Below are 20,088 nucleotides of genomic sequence, written 5' to 3' on the forward strand. Positions count from 1 at the left end.
AACATGTCACTCAATACAACAACTAAAGGTATCGCTGATATGAATAACCGTTTTGAGCTAGCCAATGCCATTCGCGCCCTGTCCATGGATGCCGTTCAGAAGGCCAAATCCGGCCACCCTGGCGCCCCCATGGGAATGGCTGATATCGCCGAGGTGCTATGGAATGACTACCTCAAGCACAACCCCGAAGACCCAAAATGGGCCGATCGTGATCGTTTTGTGCTCTCCAATGGCCACGGCTCCATGCTGCTTTACTCGCTGCTGCACTTAAGCGGCTATGAGGTAAGCCTGGAACACCTGCAGAATTTCCGCCAACTGCATTCGCCCACCGCCGGCCACCCGGAGTTTGACTACGCCCCAGGCATTGAGACGACGACGGGCCCCCTCGGCCAGGGCTTTGCCAACGCTGTAGGCTTTGCGATAGCGGAAAAAACCTTGGCGGCGCAGTTTAACCGCCCCGGTCACACCATCGTCGATCACCACACTTGGTGTTTCCTGGGTGACGGCTGCTTGATGGAAGGTATCTCCCACGAAGCCGCCTCGCTAGCGGGTACCCAGCAGTTAGGTAAGTTGATTGCCCTGTATGACGACAACGGCATCTCTATCGATGGTGAAGTGGAAGGCTGGTTTACCGACAATACTGCCAAGCGTTTCGAGGCTTACGGCTGGCACGTGGTGCCCAATGTGGATGGCCATAAACCCGAAGAGGTGAAAGCCGCCATCGAACTGGCCAAGAGCCACGACGATAAGCCGAGCCTGATTATTTGCAAAACCATTATTGGCTTTGGTGCGCCCAACAAGCAGGGCAAAGAGGACGCCCACGGCGCGCCCTTAGGCGATGACGAAGTGGCCCTGGCACGCACCCAGCTCGACTGGCCCCACGCCCCTTTCCATATCCCGGAGCCGATCTACTCGGCCTGGGATGCTCGCGAGGCAGGTAAAGCGGCGCAGCAGGCGTGGGAGGAGCGTTTTGCCCGCTACGCTGAGGCCTTCCCGACGGAAGCGCGGGAATTCACCCGCCGCATGAAGCGCCAGCTGCCGACGGAACTGCCGACCGAAGCACTGATTGAGCAGGCCCAAGAGCGCGGCGAGACGATTGCCTCACGCAAAGCCTCCTTTGAAGTGTTGAACGCGATTGGCCCGCAAATGCCGGAACTGCTGGGCGGCAGTGCTGACCTGGCGCCGTCTAACCTGACCTTCTGGAAAGGCGCTAAAGCGATCACCCCGGAAGATGCCAGCGGCAACTACCTGCACTACGGCGTGCGTGAGTTCGGCATGGGGGCGGTTATGAACGGCATCGCTCTGCACGGCGGCTTGGTGCCTTACGGCGCGACCTTCCTGATCTTTATGGAGTACATGCGCAACTCGATTCGCATGGCGTCATTGATGGGTCAGCAGGTGATCTACGTGTTTACCCACGACTCCATCGGTCTAGGCGAAGATGGCCCGACCCACCAGCCCATTGAGCAGCTCACCAGCCTGCGCACCACGCCGAACCTGAACACATGGCGCCCCTGCGATGCGGTGGAAACGGCAGCGGCCTGGGATGCAGCCATCAAACGTCGCTCTGGCCCCACGGCGCTGGTGCTGTCACGCCAGAACCTGCCCCATCAGCAGCGTACCCAAGCGCAGTTGGCGGCGATTCAGAATGGGGCGTATGTCCTAAAAGATAGCGCAGGAACTCCCGAGCTGATTCTAATTGCCACTGGTTCAGAAGTGGCGCTGGCCATGGAGGCCGCCGCTGAACTGGAACAGCAGGGCAAAGCGGTGCGTGTGGTCTCAATGCCCTCGGCCTATCGCTTTAACGGCCAGGACGCGGAGTACCGCGAAAGCGTACTGCCCAAAGCGGTGACCAAGCGTATTGCTATCGAAGCCGCTCACGCCGACTACTGGTACAAGTATGTGGGCCTGGAAGGCCGTGTGATCGGCATGACCACCTACGGCGAATCGGCCCCGGCAGGCGATCTGTTCAAGCACTTCGGCTTTACCGTCGAGAACATCGTCGACCAGGCCAATGCGCTACTGGATTAGTAAGGCTGGGGAATCTCGCCATCGTCGTCATCATCGCGCATGCGCGCCTGACGCTCGGCTTCTTCCTCTTTGGCATCGTCAATCACTTCCATCAGCTCGTCGACGTTGGCAATGTGGGTGTCAGCATCGAAGTGGCCGGTGAGCTTGCTATCTGGATGCAGTTCACCGGTTTCATACAGCGCCCACATCTCTCTGCCATACTCTGTACTCAGAATCTCCGGCGCGAACTGGCCGAAGTAGTTGCGCATGTTATCCACATCGCGATACAGCATGGCGGCCGCGCTGTTATTACCAGCGGCGTCAACGGCCTGGGGCAAATCGATAATCACCGGGCCGGAGGCATCGACCAGCACGTTAAATTCCGACAAATCGCCGTGAATCAAACCGGCACACAGCATACGCACCACGTCCTGAATGACCTTGGCGAAGTAGGTCTCGGCCTGCTCTGGGGTAAGCGTGACTTCGTCCAGGCGCGGCGCCACGTTGCCCTCGGCGTCGCTGATCATCTCCATTAACAGGACACCGTCGACAAAACCGTGGGGCTCGGGCACCCGCACACCCGCCGAGGCAAGGCGATAGAGCGCGTCGACTTCGGCATTCAGCCACGCCTGCTCCTGCTCTTTCTGGCCGTAACGGGTTTTTTTGGCCATCGCCCGTGAACGGCGGCTATTACGCTCTTTACGCCCTTCTTGATACTGAACGGCCTGTTTGAAACTGCGCTGCTTGGCCTCTTTGAATACCTTGGCGCAGCGTACTTCTTCACCGCAGCGCACCACGTAGACCTGCGCCTCTTTACCACTCATTAACTGCACCAGCACCTCATCGATCATGCCATCATCGACAAGCGGCTGTAATCGTTTAGGGATTTTCATGGTTAGCTGCGTCGGCTCCTCTTTGGTACGCGTTCAATAACGGATACGGCGAACACGGAAAGCACGCCCTTTTAATTTATCACGCTCGAGCTTGGCCTGAGCTTGCTGAATCACACTGCGCTCAACAGCCACATAGGCACTGCGGGCGAGTACTTTGATTTTACCCACTTGCTCACCGCGCAGCCCACCTTCGCTGGTCAGCGCTCCCAGAATATCACCCGGGCGCAGCTTATCTTTCTTGCCACCGGCTAATTGCAGCGTCGCCATCGGCGGCTCAAACGGCACCGAGTGCTGGGGTTTAGGCATGGGTTCCGTTTTAATCGCCTGCTCCAGCAACCCTTCCAGCCGCTCCAACCGGTAGCTCTCTTTCGGGGTGACGAGCGTACAGGCAATGCCGCTGGCCCCGGCACGCCCGGTGCGCCCTACCCGGTGCACGTGAACATCAAGCTCGCGGGCAATTTGGTAGTTAAACACGGCGTCCAACTGAGCGATATCCAAGCCACGGGCGGCCACATCGGTGGCCACCAAAATAGACACACTTTGGTTGGCAAACAGGATCAGTATGCGGTCGCGGTCTTTCTGCTCCAAATCGCCGTTGAGCGCCACGGCGCTAAACCCGGCGTCTGTCAACTGCTCGGCGACTGCCTGGGTCTCGCGCTTGGTGTTGCAGAACACCACGCTGGTAGCAGGTCGATAGGTCAGCAGCAGTTGGCACAGTGCATCAAATCGCGCTTCTTCATTGGCGACGCTGTAAAAGTGCTGCTGGATCGTGCTGGCGTCGTGAACCTCGGCGATTTTGACCGTCACCGGATTACGCACTACACCACGGGTCATCTCGGTTAGCCCGCCTGACGACTGCTCATCCGGAAACGTTGCACTAAACAGCAGCGTTTGGCGGTCAGTTGGGGTGTCGGCAATGATGTCATCAATAGTTGCCTGGAAACCCATATCCAACATGCGATCCGCTTCATCCAGCACCAGCATGGCGAGTGAATCGAGCGCCAGCGAGCCTTTGCGCAAATGCTCGTCGATACGCCCTGGGGTGCCGACCACAATGTGTGCCCCGTGCTCTAAAGAGCCGAGCTGCGGGCCAAAGGGCGCGCCGCCGCAGAGGGTGAGTATTTTCACATTGGCCATACCGCGCGCCAAGCGGCGCAGCTCTTCAGCCACTTGGTCAGCGAGCTCTCGGGTAGGGCAAAGCACCAGGCCCTGCACTGCGAAGCTCTCCACTTGCAGCTTAGCTAGCAGTGCTAAACCAAACGCCGCGGTTTTGCCTGAGCCAGTTTTCGCCTGGGCCAGTACATCGCGCCCAGCTAGCATGGGCGGCAGACTTTCTGCCTGCACCGGCGACATTTCGTGGTAGCCAAGGGTGTCTAGATTCGTCAGTAGCGCTGCTGGAAGCGCCAGAGATGCAAAAGAAGTGTCGGACACAGAAAATTCCTGAAGGGGCCGTAGCGCCCCGTAAACCTATAATGTGAAGCACCATACCAGAAAGTGCCTCACACTGCGCCGCCATCACATCGACATCACGCTGCCAGCGGCACAAATTTAGCCTGAATCAAAGTAGCCAAGCCCCCTGGGGCAAGCTCAATCTCAAGCCCACGGCGACCGGCGCTGACATAGATGCTGGCAAAGTTTTCGGCGGTATGATCAATAAAGGTGGCCAAGCGCTTTTTCTGCCCCAGCGGGCTAACGCCCCCTAGCACGTAGCCCGTCGTGCGCTCCACCTCTGCGGGTTCCGCCATGACCGCTTTTTTGGCCCCAGCGGCTTTGGCAATCTGCTTTAGGTTTAACTGCCCGGTGACGGGCACAATACCTACTGCCAACTGCTTACCATCCAGCTTTACCACCAGCGTTTTAAATACTTGCTCAGCCGCTACGCCCAGTTTTTCAGCCGCCTCCAACCCATAGGAGTGCGCGGTGGCATCGTGGTGGTACTCATGGATTTGAAAGGCAATGCCTGCGTGTTTCGCGCTATTTATAGCCGGTGTCATGTCGTTCTCTTAAGTTAAAAGCGTCAACTAGTAGGAAAACATTACTGCCCACTGCTAGGCTTGATAACGTGACCGAGTGAAGGAAGTCAACTGACAGGAGTCTCAAAATGAAAGCCACTTCAAAAGCACAGCAGAAGGCCGCAGGGGCAGCCCTTTCCGCTAAACGCGGCGAAACCAAGCCCAGCGAGCTGGTAGGCGCCTCTAAAGAGATGCATGACTCGATGAGTGAAGACGAGCTAGAGGAGATGGCGGGCACAAAACGCGAGGGCAAGCCGCAGAAGAAAGAGAATTGACAGCTCGTCTGAATATACGTTCTAGCCAGCGACCAGCGTCAAGCTGGTAACAGGGCGCAGGTTTAGCCGCTTACAGCGCTGCTCTACGCTGTCCACAATCTCCTGGGCGTCGTCGAACTGCTGCTTGTCTAGCTGGATATCCACCATCAGGAAACTGCCCACCTGGGCCAGGCGCACATCGTCGGCGGTGACATCAAAGTCGGCGACATCCTCCACCACCTCTTGCCGCACGCTGCTGCACGAACCGCCAAACATCAGCTCACGTAATGCTCCCTTCACCATGCGAATCGGCATCGGGAGAAAATAGCCCGCAATGATCAGCACCATGACCGGATCAGCAAAGCGCGCATAGCTGGCCCAGGGCGACTGGGTTAGCCCCCAGGTAAGCGCAAAGCCCAGCATGACGGCGGCACTCAGCCAGGTATCCATTTGCCACTGACGCAGTTCAGCAGCCAGTAGCGAGGAGCGTGCCACCCGGGCGTAGCGCGCCAGCCACCACCAGGTTAATAGGCAACCTGTCACATTGACCACGCCAAACATCAGCGCCAAATCCAGCGTGACCAGCCGCCCGCCGTCGAGCAGGCTCCACAGGGCGGAGACCAGCGAAACGATACAGACCATCGCGATCACTACGCCTTTGAGCAGCACGGCAAGCGGCTCTACCGTCAGCCGCCCAAAGGGGTAGTGATCATCTGCAGGTTTACGCGCCTGCTGAAGCGCAAACAACGATAACGACGCCAGTACCAGGCTTAACAGCGAGTAGCCACTGTCAAAAAGAATCGTTATGGAACCGCTGGTCAGCCCTAGCGCCAGCCCGGTAAACGCAAACAGGCTAGCTGAAATAGCTGAAAATCTTAGCGCACGGCGCTCGGCAACAAAGGGGGTCACGCGGATAACTCCATCGGCGAATTGTGCGCCATAATAGTCAGGAGTTATAACAATCACGAATCGCTCAGCGCCAAGTTTACTGGCGCTCAAAGGACTAACCGGGGTAATGATGCGCGCTGAACAGGTACAGGCTTTTATTGATGTCACCGAGCATGGCTCTTTTGCTGCCGCTGCACGGCATACCGGCCTCAAGCGCAGCACCCTAAGCGCTGCGGTTAATGCGCTGGAAGACAGCCTGGGCGTGGCGCTATTTGAGCGTTCGGGCAACAGCCTAACGCTGACCGCCGTAGGCGATAGCGTGCTTCCCGACTGCTACCGTCTGCTAACCAGCGCCAGTCGGATCAAAAAACACTGCCATCAGCACTTGCAGGGCGTGGAAAGCCAACTCGGCATTGCCCGCGATGACGCCTTGCCAGAAGCGTTTTGGCGCCAGGTGATGCACGATTTAAAACAGCAGTTTCCACTAACCGCGATCTCGGTGTATCTGGTGCCCCCACAGGAGCATGCCCAGTTTGTGCAGCGTCAAACGGTGGATATTGCCTTTGGCCTGTATACCGCCGAAGGCATCGACGCCAAGGCGGCCAATCTTGCCCCCGTCAGTATGCGGTTAGTGGCAGCGCCCCAACACCCGCTAAGTCGCCTCCCCAGCGTTAACCGCGATGACCTGGCCCAGTACACCCAAGTGTGTTTAACCCACGTGCAGGATGACAAGCTGATCAGCGAAGCGCTGTTTTCAGGCAATTACCTTGGGCTGACCATGTTTGAGGTAATTCGCGACGCCGTCATCAACGCGACCGGCTGGGCGCTGCTACCCTACCCGCTAATTAAAGGCGCCCTGGAGGCGGGTACGCTGTGCACGCTTAACCACGATCTGGCATTGGACAGCCACTACTACCGCTATGTTGAAAGCGATAGCTGTGGCGTGGTCGCCACCGCGCTATTGAACAAAGTGACGCATTTTTTAGCCACCCTGAATTAAGCCAATGCGGACTTACTGACATATCGTTGAAATCTTTTTTGTGGAAAAAAACGCCAAAGCCTTCCACGCTATTAAAAAGAGCTAAATAAGGAGACGCCAGGACACGCCACGTGAGGAACACTGGTAAGTGTCATCCAGACGTAATACGCACCTGCCAGTGTCGAAGTTGCCGTCAACCAAGGAGTGATTCCAACGATGGTACGACTCGATAAGAAAGCCACTCGGCTGTACGTGTTGGACACCAATGTCCTCATTCATGACCCTACCGCGCTCTACCACTTTGATGAGCACGATGTCGTTATCCCCATGACCGTTCTGGAGGAACTTGATAAGCACAAAAATGGCGTACGTGAAATTGCCCGCACGGCTCGCCAAATCAGCCGTACGCTCTCTGACCTTACCAGCCAAGTCACTTTTGATGAGATCCAACGCGGTATTCCGATTCCCCGTATTAGTGGCGACACAGGACGCCTGCACTTTTTATGCTACAACGACTTAAAGCTCTTTGACGCCCTCGACGATAGCCCCGACAACCGCATACTGGCGGAGACCTGTCGCCTACGCGAAGAACGTCCCGACGCCTCGGTCATTCTAATCACCAAAGATATCAACCTACGCGTCAAAGCCGCCGCGCTGAAAGTGCCTGTTGAGGATTACCTCAACGACCGTGCCTTCTCCGACAGCGACGCGATGATTGAGGGCGCGCAAGTTTACGCCCCCGCAGGCCAAAATGGCGCCTCACTGTGGGAAGCGTTGAATGTCGATGTCAGCGTAGAGCGCCTGGATCACCACACGTTCTATCAGCTTACCGGCACCATGCCCCGCCATTGGCACGTAGGCATGCTGGTCTCGGATAGCGAAAACGGTGCAGAGTTTGAAGCGATTATCCGCGAACTGGGCCCCTCTTCGGCGCGCCTTCAGCTACTCACCAACTACCGCCATCACTCAGGCGTTTGGGGGGTCCACGCTCACGACAGCCGGCAAAATTTCACGCTCAACCTACTCATGGACCCCGATATTGACCTAGTCACCATTGCCGGTAATGCGGGCACCGGTAAAACCTTTATGACCCTCGCCGCCGCTTTTCAGCAAACCCTGGATGCCAAGCTGTTCGAGCGCATTGTGTTTACCCGCGCACCGATTCCCATGGGCGAAGACATTGGCTTCCTGCCAGGCACCGAGGAGGAAAAAATGTCACCGTGGATGGGCGCCTTCCACGACAATATGGATAACCTGCTGCGCAACGAGGAGGGAGAATCCAGTTGGGATAACGGCGCCACCCGGCAGTTGATTGGCTCGCGGGTACAGATCCGCTCGCCAAGCTTTATGCGCGGGCGCACCTTAAACGACACCTTTTTGATTATTGATGAGGCGCAAAACTTCACCCCTAAACAGCTTAAATCGCTGGTAACACGAGCGGGACGCAATACCAAAATTGTCTGCCTGGGCAACGTCGGGCAGATTGATACGCCCTACCTCACTGCCAACACCTGCGGGATGGCTGCGGTGGTTGAGCGTTTCCGTGATTGGCCCCACGCCGGGCATATCACCTTGAAAAGCGTTGAGCGCTCGCGCTTGGCCCTGGCGGCGGAAGAGCTGCTTTAAAAACCAACCGCCTCCCACCGCTAACAAAGGGTGGGGGGTTACTCTGTCTCGCTGTGCCCGGTTGAATCCTTTGACCGGGGGGCGCCAATGGTATCCGCAGCAAACGCCTCCCGCTCACCTAGCGGGCGTGCCTCACCAATGGTGGTATCGCTGAAGGTTTGGCGCTCCATCTCACAGTTAACTTCCGCGCCAAACAGCACTACAAAGGCGGAGAGCCAGAACCAGAGCATCAGTGCCACCACCGCCCCCAGTGAGCCGTATAGCTCACTAAAGGTAGAGAAGTAGCGCACATAGAGCGAAAGCCCGCCAGAACCTAACAGCCACATCACCGTTGCCAGCAGCGTGCCATAGCTTAACCAGCTCCACTGGGCTGAACGCCGATAGGGCGCGTAGCGGTAGAGCAGCGCAATCAGCATACTCATCATCAACAATAGTGCAGGCCAGCGTAGCCACTGCAGTATTCGGTTCAGCGGTTGGTCAATCGCCAGAGCGTTGACGACCACCGGCACGATAGCAATAAAAGCCAGCGAGACCAGAGTCATAAAAATCAAGCCAAAGGTCAGCGATACCAATACGGTACTGCGATGTAACAGGCTGCGCTTTTCGCTTTCTCCGTACACCACATTGAGGCCGATCACTAATACCGCTACCCCTTTGGAAGCGATAAACATCGCAATCAGCAGCCCGGCGAGAGCGCCGTGAAAGCTACCCGACTCCGCACTCTCAACGACCTCCTGGGCCTGCTTATCGATTAACTCGGCAGCATCCGGCGGCATAAACCGGCTGATTTCATATAGCTGCTGACCAGCTTCATAAGGATCAAACAGTAACCCCCAGAGGGAAATGACCGCCGCGATGGTGGGAAATAGCGCCAGCAAGGCATAAAAAGCCACCCCAGCCGCCAGCATGGTAAGTCGGTTACGGCGCGCGGCGCGCACTACCCTCCAGGCAATATCCTGCCAGCCACGTTGCGGGATATCACCAGGCACCTGCGCGCGGCGACCGCGAGAGAGCTTACCCATAGAAGGCTCCTGACAAGCACATTGCAAACAGTCGTCTCATCGTTGGCCTTCCCACATTAGTAGCGCCGCGAGCAATACGGCAAGCACCATCATCAAGCCACTGGCATGGTGACGCAGCCAAGACTCGGCCGACAACAGCCGCGCTAAATGCCCCATCAACGTTGCTTCGATTTTTTGTGCGCTTGCCACGCTCGCCGCTTTCACCTGGGCGCAGTAGTGCCCGAACCAACGTATCGGCACAATCACAGCGCCGACTATAGCGGCGTAGAGCCACCATAGATCACCTGCGGGGAGCGATTTACCCTTCAGCGGGCGCGTTACTAACCAACCTAACGCGGCGCACAGCACCCCGACCGAAAAGGGCCACATGATGCCTTGCCACTCTTTAAGCGGCGGCATCTCGATGCTGCCTGCTGGAAGAGGAAGCCACAGCGGCGTTAACAGCGCTGCGGCGATGGCGACTAACCAGGCGCCCCACTGCTCTCGATTACTGCCCCCTTGATGGCGCTGCTGCCACTGACGCCATAGGGCAACACTCACCAGTGCCGCGGTCCCGACAGCGGCCCAACTAAGCAGTTTGATCAGTGATTCATGGTGCATTTCATAGAGCGGACTCTTCACGCCCCACTTGCTGACCAAGCCCGCGCCAATGGCGCCCGCCAACGAGATACCCGGCAGTGCCAGCAACGCCCAAACCAACGGCAACGGCCAGCGAGGGAGATGCTCGCTGATACTGGTGCCCATAAACAGCGCGCCTTTGGCCAGCGCGTGATGGGCAGCAAACAGTACCAAACCTGGCCATAGCAGCGGCCATACGTCTGGCGCCACTAAGCCCATGGCCACCAGCGCCGTCATCATGCCCATCTGACTGATACTGGAGTAGGCCAACACGGCTTTGGGATGGCGCTGAAAAACCCCATAAAGCGCAGCGCCAAACGCCGCTGCCAAGCCTGCGATTAACATGCTGTTGCCAAACTGGGCGAGCGATGGTGACACCTTCTCATCACCTAACGGCAGCACACTGATCCAGCCCAATAGCCCTGCCTTAATCATCGCCCCACTCAGTACCGCACTGGCGGGCGCCGGTGCCACCGGGTGGGCCAGTGGTAGCCATACGTGCAGGCCGATAACGCCTGCTTTCACACCAAAACCCAAGCACAGCAAAGTGGCCATCCATGCGCCTTGCTCAGCGACTAAAATACCTTCGCGTACCCCTTGTAGCGTAAGCGTATCGGCTTCCCCGGCCGCCCAGAGAAAGCCGCCAAGAATGAGCCCTTCACCCACCACGGCTAATATCAAATAGGCCTTGGCCCCCAACCGGGCCTCCTGTGAGCCGCTATGCACCACCAGGGCGTAGGCGGCGAAGGTCATCAGCGCAAAACCTAGATAAAAGCTGGCGATATCCTGGGCAATAATCAGCAGCACGTTGCCCAGCAGCGTCAGCGGCCATAGCAGCGCCAAACGCAACAGGCGCCGCTCGGCGTCTTGATCACCATCCAGGGCCTTCGCCTGCTCCGCCGCAAAATAGCCCCTGGCATGAAAAGCCGCCAAGCTCCAGAGCAGCGCGGTAAACGCAAGCCACGGGCGGCTTAACGAGTTGAGCGCCCATTCGCCGCCCAGCATCCAGGCATCCAGCGTCCACTGCGCTTCACCGCCGTAGGCTAACAGCAGCGCTGGCCAACCAGCGCTTAGCCATAGCGCTGAAAAATAGCCGCGTCGGGCAGCGGAAATGCGATAGGTGTTGCATAGCGTCCAACCGACGATGGCTAGCGGCCAGAGTAATGTTAGCGCAAGCAGCAACGTCATCATGGCAGGTACTCCCCGCTAGCTACCCGCGCCGCCCAATCCAAGGGACTAAAGGGCAGCCCGGCAAACAGCCCAGCACCCAGGCTGGCCATGGCGGTAAACGCCATGGGCCAAAGTAACCAGCCATGAGTTTCTAACCGACCTAGGCGCTGCTCTTTGGGCCAACTCCCTTTGCCATGGGCAGGCCCTGAACGGAACCACAAACGGTGCACAATGGGTAAAAAGTACATGGCATTGAGCGTACTACTTGCCACTAGCACGGCGACAACCCAGTACATCTCGGCTTGAATCGCGCCAACCCCGAGATACCACTTGGTAATAAAGCCCGCCACAGGAGGAAGGCCAATCATGCCAAACGCGCCGATAGTAAACGCAATGCTGGTCAACGGCATACGCTTACCAGCGCCGTCCATTTCATCAATGCGATGAATCCCCAGCTCTTCGGCGTAGTTGCCCGCACAGAAGAACAGCGTGATCTTCATTAAGCCCTGATGCAGCAAGTGCGCCAAGGCCCCGACGGTACCAAACGGGCCGAATAAGCCTATACCGAGTATGACGTAGGAGACTTGGCTGACCGTAGAAAACGCTAGGCGTGGTTTGAGCTCCTCTTGGGCAATCGCCCTTAACGAGCCATAAATAATGGTAATAGAGGCCGCCACCGCTAACGCGGTAATAACGCCCAGCTCTACACTTAGTTCAATGCCAAACAGATCGTAAACCACCCGCAGAATACCGAAGGCCCCCGCCTTCACCACTGCGACCGCGTGCAGCAGCGCACTCACCGGCGCGGGCGCCACCATCGCTCGGGGTAGCCAACCGTGCAGCGGCACCATGGCGGCTTTCACTGCAAGCCCCCCGACTAACAAGGCAAATATCAGCGTTAGTAGGCCACGGTGATCGTTCACATAGTCGCCCAAGCCCTCTTCTGAGGAGAACGATTGATCCCCGGTCAGGCTATACAGCAGCACAGCCCCCAGTAGCAGTACCACACCGGCGCTTAGCGTATAGCGTAAATAGACACGTCCCGCATTGAGGGCTTGCTGCGTCCCCTTGTGAACCACCAACGGGTAGGTGGAGAGCGTCAACATTTCGTAGAAAATCAGGAAGGTAAACAGGTTATCGGCGAGGGCAATGCCGATGGTGCTCGCCACGCACAGACTGAAAAAGCCAAAAAAGCGCTTCCGGTTGGCAGAACCTTCCAAATAGCCGATGGCATAAACCGTGGTGCATAGCCACAGCAGCGACGATAACCCGGCGAACATCACCCCTAGCGCATCGCTGCGCAGAACGAAATCAACGCCCCCCACTACCTGAAAGCTAAAAATGTCCTCATGTCCTGCGGCTACCCGCCTGACCATCAACATAACCAGAATAATCTTAACGACTGCCGCCGCGAGGTTGATCGTCGTGCGCAGTCGCCTCGCGTCTTCCGGCAGCGCAAAAATAACCACCACCACCAGGAGCGAGGTCGCCAAAGCGGTCAGCGGTAACCAGGCAGCGTTCATGGGCTACCTCCATGCATCAATTCCAGCGGGAAATGCGCCAATAGCCCCAGGGCGAACGCAATCAGGGCCAGCGTTAATGCGATCAGATCCATACCGGGCGCCAGAGGTTGGTAACGATGGCGAGGAGCCGTTTCGTCAAACGAGTAACGAAACAGGCGGAATATATAGGCCGCGGTTAATAGCGTGCCGGTTAATAACGCCGCCACCGCCCACCACTGTTGTGTGATGATCATCGCTTGCAGCAGCATCCATTTGGCCGTAAAGCCAGCACTGGGCGGAAGGCCCATTAGCGTGATAGAGGCGACGCCAAACACTAGCAGTGACAGCGGCAAACGGCGGCTGGTACCCGCCAAGCCTTTGAGCGTGCTCTCCCCAGTGGCCAGTATCAGGTTGCCTGCGGCCATAAACATGGCGGCTTTGGCAAAAGCGTGGCCCATTAGCTGCAGCCAAAACCCCTCCCAGGCTAACGCCCGGGGCAGCGGCGCAACATCCGGCCCCAGCAGCAGCGGAAAAGCCACCATCAGGTAGCCCAACTGGGCCACGGTGGACGAAGCCACCAGGGTTTTAAGAGAACCGGTACGCCACGCCAGTAACCCACCCCATACAATCGCCAGCAGGCCTAACCAGGCAATAACACGCGGGGCGTAGAACGTATCAGGCAGCAGAATGCTCCATAGCTGCAGCAGTATAAACAGCGACGCTTTGATCACCAGCGCGGCATGCAGCGCGCTCACGGGTGTCCAGGCACTCTCATGCACCGGGGTCAACCAGGCATGCAGCGGAAACAGTGCGGCTTTTAAGGCCAGGCCAGTGCCGATCAGGGCAGCGGCGAACCATGCCACCGGGCCAGGCTCTATCACATCAGCCAAGCCCTGCAGATCCAATCGACCCCAGTGGCCTAAAATCAGCGCGACCCCGAGTAGGTAGGTAAGCGAGCCCACCAGCGCCAACAGCAAATAGCGCATTCCCGCCACAAGCGCGGGCACCTTTCCCGATAGCAGCAGCATACCCACCGCCGCCAAGCCCATCAGTTCCAGCGCTAGGTAAAGGGTCAACAGGTCGGTGGCCAGCCAAATTAACGAGAGTGCACTCAGCACAACGCCCATCAGCGGCCAGAGCCAGCGTGCCAAAGGCCCGGTTTCGCTTAAGCGCAGGTACCCTGGTGTATAAAGCGCCGCAGCAACGCCGATCACCTGGGTCATTAACAGCAGTAGTACGCTCAGCCCATTTAAGCGGAGTGACAAGAGAATACCGGCTATTTCCCACTGCCAGCGGAGCAGACCCGCCTGGTCATAAGCAGATAGCAGCATCCATCCGGACACCAATATCGGCAGGCTCGCCAGCGCAACGGGAAAGGCTCGTTTAGGAGGAAAGAGTGCCGCCAGCATACCCATTAGAAGCGGCAAGCCAAGCGCAGCTAACAGCGCCCAATGGGTGCTGGCAAGAGGTTCAAAGGTGCTATCGAAAAGGCCAAAGCGCCAAGTCATGTGGCGCTCTCCTTGGACTTACCGTCAGGCCCTAAGGCTTCGACCCCTTCCAGATGTAAAAGCTGCCGAATCAGCAGCGCACCCAGCATGCTCCCCAGCCAGGCGACTAACAGCCCAACGCTAATTAACACCTGGGCAGACGCCGAGGTGCCCGCCACACCGGCCAGCAGCATAAATACCCCCGAGCCGAGAATATTGAACGCCAGCAACCGGCGCAGCAAATGACGGTGTAGTGCAAACGCCCCTAAGGCACTGGCGGCAATCACCACGCCCGCCAGCAGCAGCGGATGCTGTGAAGGTGAATACGCCATGTCAGCGATAACATAGCGAATGGCGGCACCGACCATGACAAACCAGGCCAGCGCCAAGAACACGCGCATCGCCACCCGCGGCCAGGGCTCGCTAAATCTATCCCGCTCGAGAGGGGATGAAACACCGGGTGAAACGTGGCCCAGGGCATAGAAAAAGCAGGCCCCGGTTAGCACAACGCCCAGTACCAACTCGACAGCAGCGAGCCAGGGAGCCTCTAGCCACCACCAAGCTAGCGTCATTGAAGCCGCAAAGGCGACAAAAAAGCAGCAGGCACGCAGCAAGTGGCGATCAAACAGGCACACTAGTGCCGACGCCGTTAGGCACAGCGCCAGCAGCATTTCGACTGCTTCAAGAGGTTCTAACGCATCAAAGGGAGCTATCATTCGTTTTCGCTACATCCTTGCATCGGCCACGAATAGGAACAGGCGCTTAGTTTAGGCGAGCACCCAGCCATTTGCCGATATCATTGACCTGCTGGGGGCAGAGCGCATGGGCCATAGGGTATTGGCGGTAGTTGACCGCGTAGCCCATCTCTTTTAAGCGCTCGGCGCCGCTGCGACCCAGGCTTTCAGGCACGATGGGGTCGAAATTACCGTGTTGCACTTCCACCGGGATCTGACGATTAGCTTCTGCAAGGTCGATATTGTCGGCGGTTGCGAAATAGGTCGACATGGCTAACAGGCCACCCAGCGGCGCGGGGAAAGTCAGCGCTGCATGATAAGCAACCGCACCACCCTGCGAAAAACCCGCCACAATAATGCGCCGGCTATCGATACCCTGGTCAATCTGCTCTTGAATCAGCGCCTGGATTCGCACAGCGGATTTCTTGAGCTGAACCTCATCGACCCGACGCCCCAAGTCCATGGCGAGAATATCGTACCAGGCAGGCATCACCATGCCGCCATTAATCGTCACCGGCAGGCGTGGTGCATGGGGCATGATAAAGCGCACGTGTGAATCTTTGGGCAACGCCAGTGCGGGCACCAGCGGTTCAAAATCGTGCCCATCCGCACCTAAGCCGTGAATAATGAACACGCAGGCATCGGCAGGTTGACCATCTTTTGGCTCAATAATCAGTTCGCCAGGAGCAGTCATAACATTGTATTCCTTATGCAAAAAGCGCCACCCTAGCGCAAAGCAGCGTTAACAGCGAGCGGGAGAGCGCCTAAAATAATCACAGCACACTTAAAAAGGCCATACCAGGGGAATTAAAGTCAGCGCTATGGCACCCGTCAGTATATTTAACCCGGCGCCCAAGCGTAGAAAATCGCTGACTCGGTAACCCCCTGGGCCATACACCATCAAATTGGTTTGATAGCCGATGGGGGTTAAAAAGCTCGCCGAGGCGGCAAACATGACGGCCACCACATAGGGCATCGGGCTAACGCCCAAGCTTTCCGCGGCACTCATCACCACCGGAAAAATAATCACCGCCGCTGCGTTATTGGTGACCAGTTCGGTAAGCAGCGCCACCACGCAGTAAGTGCCTATTAACAGCAGCAGTGGATTACCCGCCACCAGGGTCAACACTCCTCCGCCGATCACTCCGGCAGCACCAGAGCTCTGCAGCGCCGCCCCTACTCCAAAGGAGGCGGCAATGGTAAGCAGCACCTGGGTATCCAGGCCACGCTTGGCAGCACCTACCGAACAGCAGCCTGTCAGCAGCGCCAAAGCGGCTCCCAACATGGCCGCGTTAAGCATGCTCAGCACACCGAAAGCGGCGAGTAGCACGGCACCTAATAGCAGGCCCCAGGCGAGCGGCGCTTTTTCATGAATCGGCCGCGCCGCGCCATTGAGTTCACTAATCAGCAAAAAATCCCGTGACTGGCGGTGCCGCTCAATAAACGGGGGGCGCGCCTCGAGCAGCAGCACATCGGCTGGCTGCAGCCGCACCTGGCCCAGATTGCCCTTAACACGTTCGCCACCACGGCAGATCGCCAGCACCGCTGCCCCATACAGAGTTCTAAAGTGACCGTCGCGAATGCGCTGGCCGATAAACTGGCACTGATCAGACACCACCGCCTCAACCAAGCGGCGCTCTTTAAACTCCTTCTCCAAACTGGAAGTACCATCTCGGGAGGGGATTAAGCCGCGAATTTGCTGCAACTCAACTGCCGCATCTGAGGTGCCTGCAAATACCAGCCGATCACCGCCTTTGAGCTGCTCGCCGGGGCCAACCACGCTGACCACATTGCCAGCGCGCTCAATTTCGACCAGAAACAGCTCCTGTAGGTGGCGTAGCCCTGCCTCTTCGACAGTGCGATCCACCAGTACGCCCGCCGGGTCGACTTCCATTTCGATCGTAAATTCGCGCGGATTGGCAAACGCATTGGCCACTCCTTCCCTGGCGGGCAGTAAACGCGGGCCTAGCAAAATCAGATAGGTAAGCCCCACCACGGCCACCGGAATACCCACCCAGGCTAAGTCCAACAGGCCCATACCAAGTTCAGGGTAACGCTCAACCAACAGCCCATGTACCACCAGATTTGTGCTGGTACCAAACAGCGTGATGGTGCCACCCAGAATAGAAGCGAAACTAAGCGGCATCAGCAGCCGCTGTGGAGACAAGCGCAGCCGTCGGCTCCAGCTCAAGACGGCGGGAATATAGGTAGCCACTACGGGGGTGTTGTTAACAAAGCCGCTTAGCGACGCCACCGGAAGCACAAGGCGTATCAGTGCGCCTCTTTCGCTAGTGGGCCGCCCTAATACATAGCGAATGATCAGATCGATACCGCCCGTCTCTCGAATGCTGGCCACCAGCACATACATGAACGCCACGGTAAACAGGCCGGTATTGGAGAAGCCCCCTAGCGCCTGCTGGGGGTCAATCACCCCCAACGTCATTAGCACAATAACCGCGCCCAACAGAATAATATCCGGCCCCAAGCGTGAAAAGGCCATTAACGGGAAGATGGTGAGCACCATCCCTACCGCTATCCAAGCATCCAGCGACATAACCACGACATCCTTAACAAATAAGCATGGTCGTATTGTGAAGCTAATTTTATATTCTAAAAAGTTATTTTTAGAAACATTTAAAGATCAAAATGGAATATACGTGTGAGGTGTGAATTAAGTATAAGTTGCAAAAACCTAAACAGCAGACACAAAGAACCCCGCACTTAGCGGGGTCCTTTGGTCAATCAACGCTACGCGATGATTGCTAACATCTTAGTGCTTAAGAATTAACTTAAACAGGTTTGATGTTAGAAGCCTGAAGGCCTTTTTTACCCTGAGTGACGTCGAAGGAAACCTTCTGGCCGTCTTGCAGGGATTTGAAGCCTTCTGCCTGAATTTCTGAGAAATGCGCGAACAGGTCGTCGCCATTGTCGTCAGGAGAAATAAAGCCAAAACCTTTAGTGTCGTTGAACCATTTAACTGTACCAGTTGCCATGATTGAGTTCCTCAATTTAGCTAATTAAAACCGGGTAATACCCGAATTGCAGTGGGTAGAACAAGAGACTTTCACCAGATTTAACGCTTGAGGCGCTTCTATACTGCTGACAACGTTCGACTTGCTAACCAACTGAGCGTATCTTGCGCCAAACCGCTTTGCACGTCAACACCGTGCGATAGCATGACCGAATATCACCTTGTGATGGGTGGAAGGCTAATGATGGGTGAACGCTAACCACGCTCCGCCAATATCCACCCGGCGGCCTTCTCTGCAATCATCAGCGTGGGCGAGTTGGTGTTGCCACTGGTAATCGTCGGCATTACCCCCGCATCCGCTACCCGCAACCCGTTCACACCGCGCACTCTCAAATGCGCATCGACCACCGCCATGGCGTCATCGTCACGGCCCATTCGTGTGGTACCCACGGGGTGAAAAATAGTCGTGCCAATATCACCCGCCAAGCGCGCTAACTCATCGTCACTTTGATACTCAACGCCTGGTTTCACCTCTTCTGGCGCGTACTTGGCAAACGCAGACTGCTCGGCGATACGCCGGGTAACGCGCAGGGAGTCCGCTGCCACCTTGCGATCTTCAGGCGTGCTCAAATAGTTAGGCGAAATTGCGGGCGCTTGGCGCGGGTCGCTGCTTTTTAATCGCACCGTGCCACGGCTGGTGGGATTCAAATTGCACACGCTGGCGGTAATCGCCGGGTACGGGTGTAGCGGCTGGCCAAAGGCCTCCAGGCTTAGCGGCTGCACGTGGTATTGAATATTGGGATGCGTTTGCTCCTCACAGCTACGGGTAAAAGCACCCAGCTGAGAAGGTGCCATGCTCATCGGCCCTGAGCGCTTTAGTAGGTACTCCAAACCAATGCCTGCTTTACCCCACAGCGTACTGGCCATGGCATTCAGGGTTTTGCCATTAGTGATTTTATAGACTGATCGGATCTGCAGATGATCCTGCAGGTTTTCGCCGACGCCGGGAAGGTCGTGGATAACCTCAACGCCATGTTCGCGCAGCAGCTCAGCAGGCCCTACGCCAGAAAGCTGCAGAAGATGCGGCGTGCCGATGGCGCCCGCGCAGAGCACTACTTCCCTGCTCGCCGCAACACGAAGGGTGCTGCCCTCACGCTCTACCTCCGCGCCTGTGCATTGCAGCGTCTCTGCGCGATTTGCAAACAGCAGGCGATTTACTTGGGAGGAATGCCATAGCGTCAGGTTGTCGCGCTTGAGTGCAGGGCGCAAAAAAGCCTTAGCGGTATTCCAGCGCCAGCCCGAGCGCTGATTAACCTCAAAGTAGGCCACTCCTTCATTAGAGCCGCGGTTAAAATCGTCGGTGCGAGGAATGCCCGCCTGCACGGCAGCTTCGGCAAAGTCATCCAGCACCTGCCACTTAAGGCGCTGCTTTTCGATCCGCCATTCACCGCCGTGGCCGTGAAAATCGCGATGCTTGGCATCGGCATCGCCGCCCCCATCCAGGCGGTAATGGTCTTCGTGTTTGATAAAGTCGGGTAGACAGCTCTCCCAGCGCCAGGCATCGTCGCCGGTGACCTCGGCCCAGTGGTCGTAGTCCCGCGCCTGGCCGCGCATATAGATCATGCCATTAATGCTTGAGCAGCCGCCCAGGGTTTTGCCCCGTGGGTAGATCAAAGAACGGCCGTTGAGCCCTTTGTCTGGCTCGGTGCGAAACAGCCAGTCGGTGCGCGGGTTATTAATGCAGTAGAGATAGCCCACCGGGATATGGATCCAGTGGTAGTTATCGCGGCCACCCGCTTCGATCAGCAGCACCTTATTGTTTGGATTGGCGCTAAGACGATTGGCCATCAGGCACCCGGCGGTGCCTGCTCCTACCACTATATAGTCGAAGTTATTATTAATTGGCGCTGGCATGCGTTGGC

At 57.2% G+C, this 20,088-nt stretch carries 17 protein-coding genes; 4 read left to right on the forward strand and 13 right to left on the reverse strand.

What is annotated here, in order from left to right; genetic code table 11:
* Positions 1-39 precede the first annotated feature (39 nt).
* Positions 40-2,031, forward strand: coding sequence for a transketolase (gene tkt, locus QT230_RS08540; protein ID WP_308321196.1), 1,992 nt, complete (start codon positions 40-42; stop codon positions 2,029-2,031).
* Here the strand turns inward: tkt and QT230_RS08545 are convergent.
* From QT230_RS08545 to ybaK, 3 genes are all read right to left on the reverse strand, one after another.
* A complete protein-coding gene (locus tag QT230_RS08545) occupies positions 2,028-2,903 on the reverse strand; it encodes a PA4780 family RIO1-like protein kinase (protein ID WP_308321197.1) in 876 nt (291 codons plus the stop codon). The two genes, tkt and QT230_RS08545, sit on opposite strands and share 4 nt — an antisense overlap.
* Before the next feature lie 33 nt (positions 2,904-2,936).
* On the reverse strand, positions 2,937-4,334 hold the full coding sequence (gene dbpA, locus QT230_RS08550; RefSeq protein WP_308321198.1) for an ATP-dependent RNA helicase DbpA: 1,398 nt from the start codon (positions 4,332-4,334) through the stop codon (positions 2,937-2,939).
* A 95-nt stretch (positions 4,335-4,429) separates the two neighbouring features.
* Entirely contained in the window at positions 4,430-4,897 is a 468-nt protein-coding gene (ybaK, locus tag QT230_RS08555; protein ID WP_308321199.1) for a Cys-tRNA(Pro) deacylase, read from the reverse strand.
* A gap of 107 nt (positions 4,898-5,004) precedes the next feature.
* Between ybaK and QT230_RS08560 the strand changes: the two genes are divergently transcribed.
* Complete coding sequence (locus QT230_RS08560; RefSeq protein ID WP_308321201.1) at positions 5,005-5,190, forward strand: DUF3008 family protein; 186 nt, start codon at positions 5,005-5,007, stop codon at positions 5,188-5,190.
* Between the two features lie 21 nt (positions 5,191-5,211).
* On the opposite strand, the gene QT230_RS08565 is transcribed toward QT230_RS08560, so the two are convergent.
* Complete coding sequence (locus QT230_RS08565; RefSeq protein WP_308321202.1) at positions 5,212-6,078, reverse strand: cation diffusion facilitator family transporter; 867 nt, start codon at positions 6,076-6,078, stop codon at positions 5,212-5,214.
* A gap of 109 nt (positions 6,079-6,187) precedes the next feature.
* On the opposite strand from QT230_RS08565, the gene QT230_RS08570 reads away from it, so the two are divergent.
* Positions 6,188-7,057, forward strand: a complete 870-nt coding sequence (locus tag QT230_RS08570; protein ID WP_308321402.1) for a LysR family transcriptional regulator — start codon at positions 6,188-6,190, stop codon at positions 7,055-7,057.
* A gap of 195 nt (positions 7,058-7,252) precedes the next feature.
* Positions 7,253-8,662 (forward strand): PhoH family protein, encoded by a 1,410-nt coding sequence (locus QT230_RS08575; protein WP_308321203.1) that lies wholly within the window; start codon positions 7,253-7,255, stop codon positions 8,660-8,662.
* Positions 8,663-8,700: 38 nt separating this feature from the next.
* On the opposite strand, the gene QT230_RS08580 is transcribed toward QT230_RS08575, so the two are convergent.
* From QT230_RS08580 to QT230_RS08620, 9 genes are all read right to left on the reverse strand, one after another.
* Complete coding sequence (locus QT230_RS08580; protein WP_308321204.1) at positions 8,701-9,684, reverse strand: YihY/virulence factor BrkB family protein; 984 nt, start codon at positions 9,682-9,684, stop codon at positions 8,701-8,703.
* A 36-nt stretch (positions 9,685-9,720) separates the two neighbouring features.
* Positions 9,721-11,493: a complex I subunit 5 family protein gene (locus QT230_RS08585; RefSeq protein ID WP_308321205.1), complete on the reverse strand. Its 1,773-nt coding sequence runs from the start codon at positions 11,491-11,493 to the stop codon at positions 9,721-9,723.
* Positions 11,490-12,995 (reverse strand): proton-conducting transporter membrane subunit, encoded by a 1,506-nt coding sequence (locus QT230_RS08590; RefSeq protein WP_308321206.1) that lies wholly within the window; start codon positions 12,993-12,995, stop codon positions 11,490-11,492. Before QT230_RS08590 ends, QT230_RS08585 begins: the two co-directional genes overlap by 4 nt.
* On the reverse strand, positions 12,992-14,482 hold the full coding sequence (locus tag QT230_RS08595; RefSeq protein ID WP_308321208.1) for a proton-conducting transporter membrane subunit: 1,491 nt from the start codon (positions 14,480-14,482) through the stop codon (positions 12,992-12,994). Before QT230_RS08595 ends, QT230_RS08590 begins: the two co-directional genes overlap by 4 nt.
* Complete coding sequence (locus QT230_RS08600; protein WP_308321209.1) at positions 14,479-15,177, reverse strand: hydrogenase subunit MbhD domain-containing protein; 699 nt, start codon at positions 15,175-15,177, stop codon at positions 14,479-14,481. The genes QT230_RS08595 and QT230_RS08600 overlap by 4 nt, the downstream gene beginning before the upstream one ends.
* A 46-nt stretch (positions 15,178-15,223) precedes the next feature.
* Complete coding sequence (locus QT230_RS08605; protein ID WP_308321210.1) at positions 15,224-15,889, reverse strand: alpha/beta fold hydrolase; 666 nt, start codon at positions 15,887-15,889, stop codon at positions 15,224-15,226.
* 90 nt (positions 15,890-15,979) lie between these two features.
* Positions 15,980-17,749, reverse strand: a complete 1,770-nt coding sequence (locus QT230_RS08610; RefSeq protein ID WP_308321211.1) for an SLC13 family permease — start codon at positions 17,747-17,749, stop codon at positions 15,980-15,982.
* A gap of 235 nt (positions 17,750-17,984) precedes the next feature.
* A complete protein-coding gene (locus QT230_RS08615; RefSeq protein WP_007113564.1) occupies positions 17,985-18,188 on the reverse strand; it encodes a cold-shock protein in 204 nt (67 codons plus the stop codon).
* A gap of 233 nt (positions 18,189-18,421) precedes the next feature.
* The gene (locus QT230_RS08620; RefSeq protein ID WP_308321212.1) at positions 18,422-20,080 is read right to left on the reverse strand and encodes a GMC family oxidoreductase N-terminal domain-containing protein; all 1,659 of its coding nucleotides are present in this window, start codon (positions 20,078-20,080) and stop codon (positions 18,422-18,424) included.
* Positions 20,081-20,088 lie beyond the last annotated feature (8 nt).

Source organism: Halomonas sp. SpR8 (assembly GCF_031010195.1).
In the GTDB taxonomy this organism is placed as follows: Bacteria; Pseudomonadota; Gammaproteobacteria; order Pseudomonadales; family Halomonadaceae; genus Vreelandella.

What these genes read in the sequence shown, in the direction of transcription:
- QT230_RS08570 (WP_308321402.1), top strand. Translation starts at nt 6,188, where the DNA reads ATGCGCGCTGAACAGGTACAGGCTTTTATTGATGTCACCGAGCATGGC.
- QT230_RS08580 (WP_308321204.1), bottom strand. Translation starts at nt 9,684, where the DNA reads ATGGGTAAGCTCTCTCGCGGTCGCCGCGCGCAGGTGCCTGGTGATATC.
- ybaK (WP_308321199.1), bottom strand. Translation starts at nt 4,897, where the DNA reads ATGACACCGGCTATAAATAGCGCGAAACACGCAGGCATTGCCTTTCAA.
- tkt (WP_308321196.1), top strand. Translation starts at nt 40, where the DNA reads ATGAATAACCGTTTTGAGCTAGCCAATGCCATTCGCGCCCTGTCCATG.
- QT230_RS08595 (WP_308321208.1), bottom strand. Translation starts at nt 14,482, where the DNA reads ATGACTTGGCGCTTTGGCCTTTTCGATAGCACCTTTGAACCTCTTGCC.
- QT230_RS08610 (WP_308321211.1), bottom strand. Translation starts at nt 17,749, where the DNA reads ATGTCGCTGGATGCTTGGATAGCGGTAGGGATGGTGCTCACCATCTTC.
- QT230_RS08590 (WP_308321206.1), bottom strand. Translation starts at nt 12,995, where the DNA reads ATGAACGCTGCCTGGTTACCGCTGACCGCTTTGGCGACCTCGCTCCTG.
- QT230_RS08600 (WP_308321209.1), bottom strand. Translation starts at nt 15,177, where the DNA reads ATGATAGCTCCCTTTGATGCGTTAGAACCTCTTGAAGCAGTCGAAATG.
- QT230_RS08585 (WP_308321205.1), bottom strand. Translation starts at nt 11,493, where the DNA reads ATGATGACGTTGCTGCTTGCGCTAACATTACTCTGGCCGCTAGCCATC.
- QT230_RS08615 (WP_007113564.1), bottom strand. Translation starts at nt 18,188, where the DNA reads ATGGCAACTGGTACAGTTAAATGGTTCAACGACACTAAAGGTTTTGGC.
- QT230_RS08545 (WP_308321197.1), bottom strand. Translation starts at nt 2,903, where the DNA reads ATGAAAATCCCTAAACGATTACAGCCGCTTGTCGATGATGGCATGATC.
- QT230_RS08620 (WP_308321212.1), bottom strand. Translation starts at nt 20,080, where the DNA reads ATGCCAGCGCCAATTAATAATAACTTCGACTATATAGTGGTAGGAGCA.
- QT230_RS08560 (WP_308321201.1), top strand. Translation starts at nt 5,005, where the DNA reads ATGAAAGCCACTTCAAAAGCACAGCAGAAGGCCGCAGGGGCAGCCCTT.
- QT230_RS08605 (WP_308321210.1), bottom strand. Translation starts at nt 15,889, where the DNA reads ATGACTGCTCCTGGCGAACTGATTATTGAGCCAAAAGATGGTCAACCT.
- QT230_RS08575 (WP_308321203.1), top strand. Translation starts at nt 7,253, where the DNA reads ATGGTACGACTCGATAAGAAAGCCACTCGGCTGTACGTGTTGGACACC.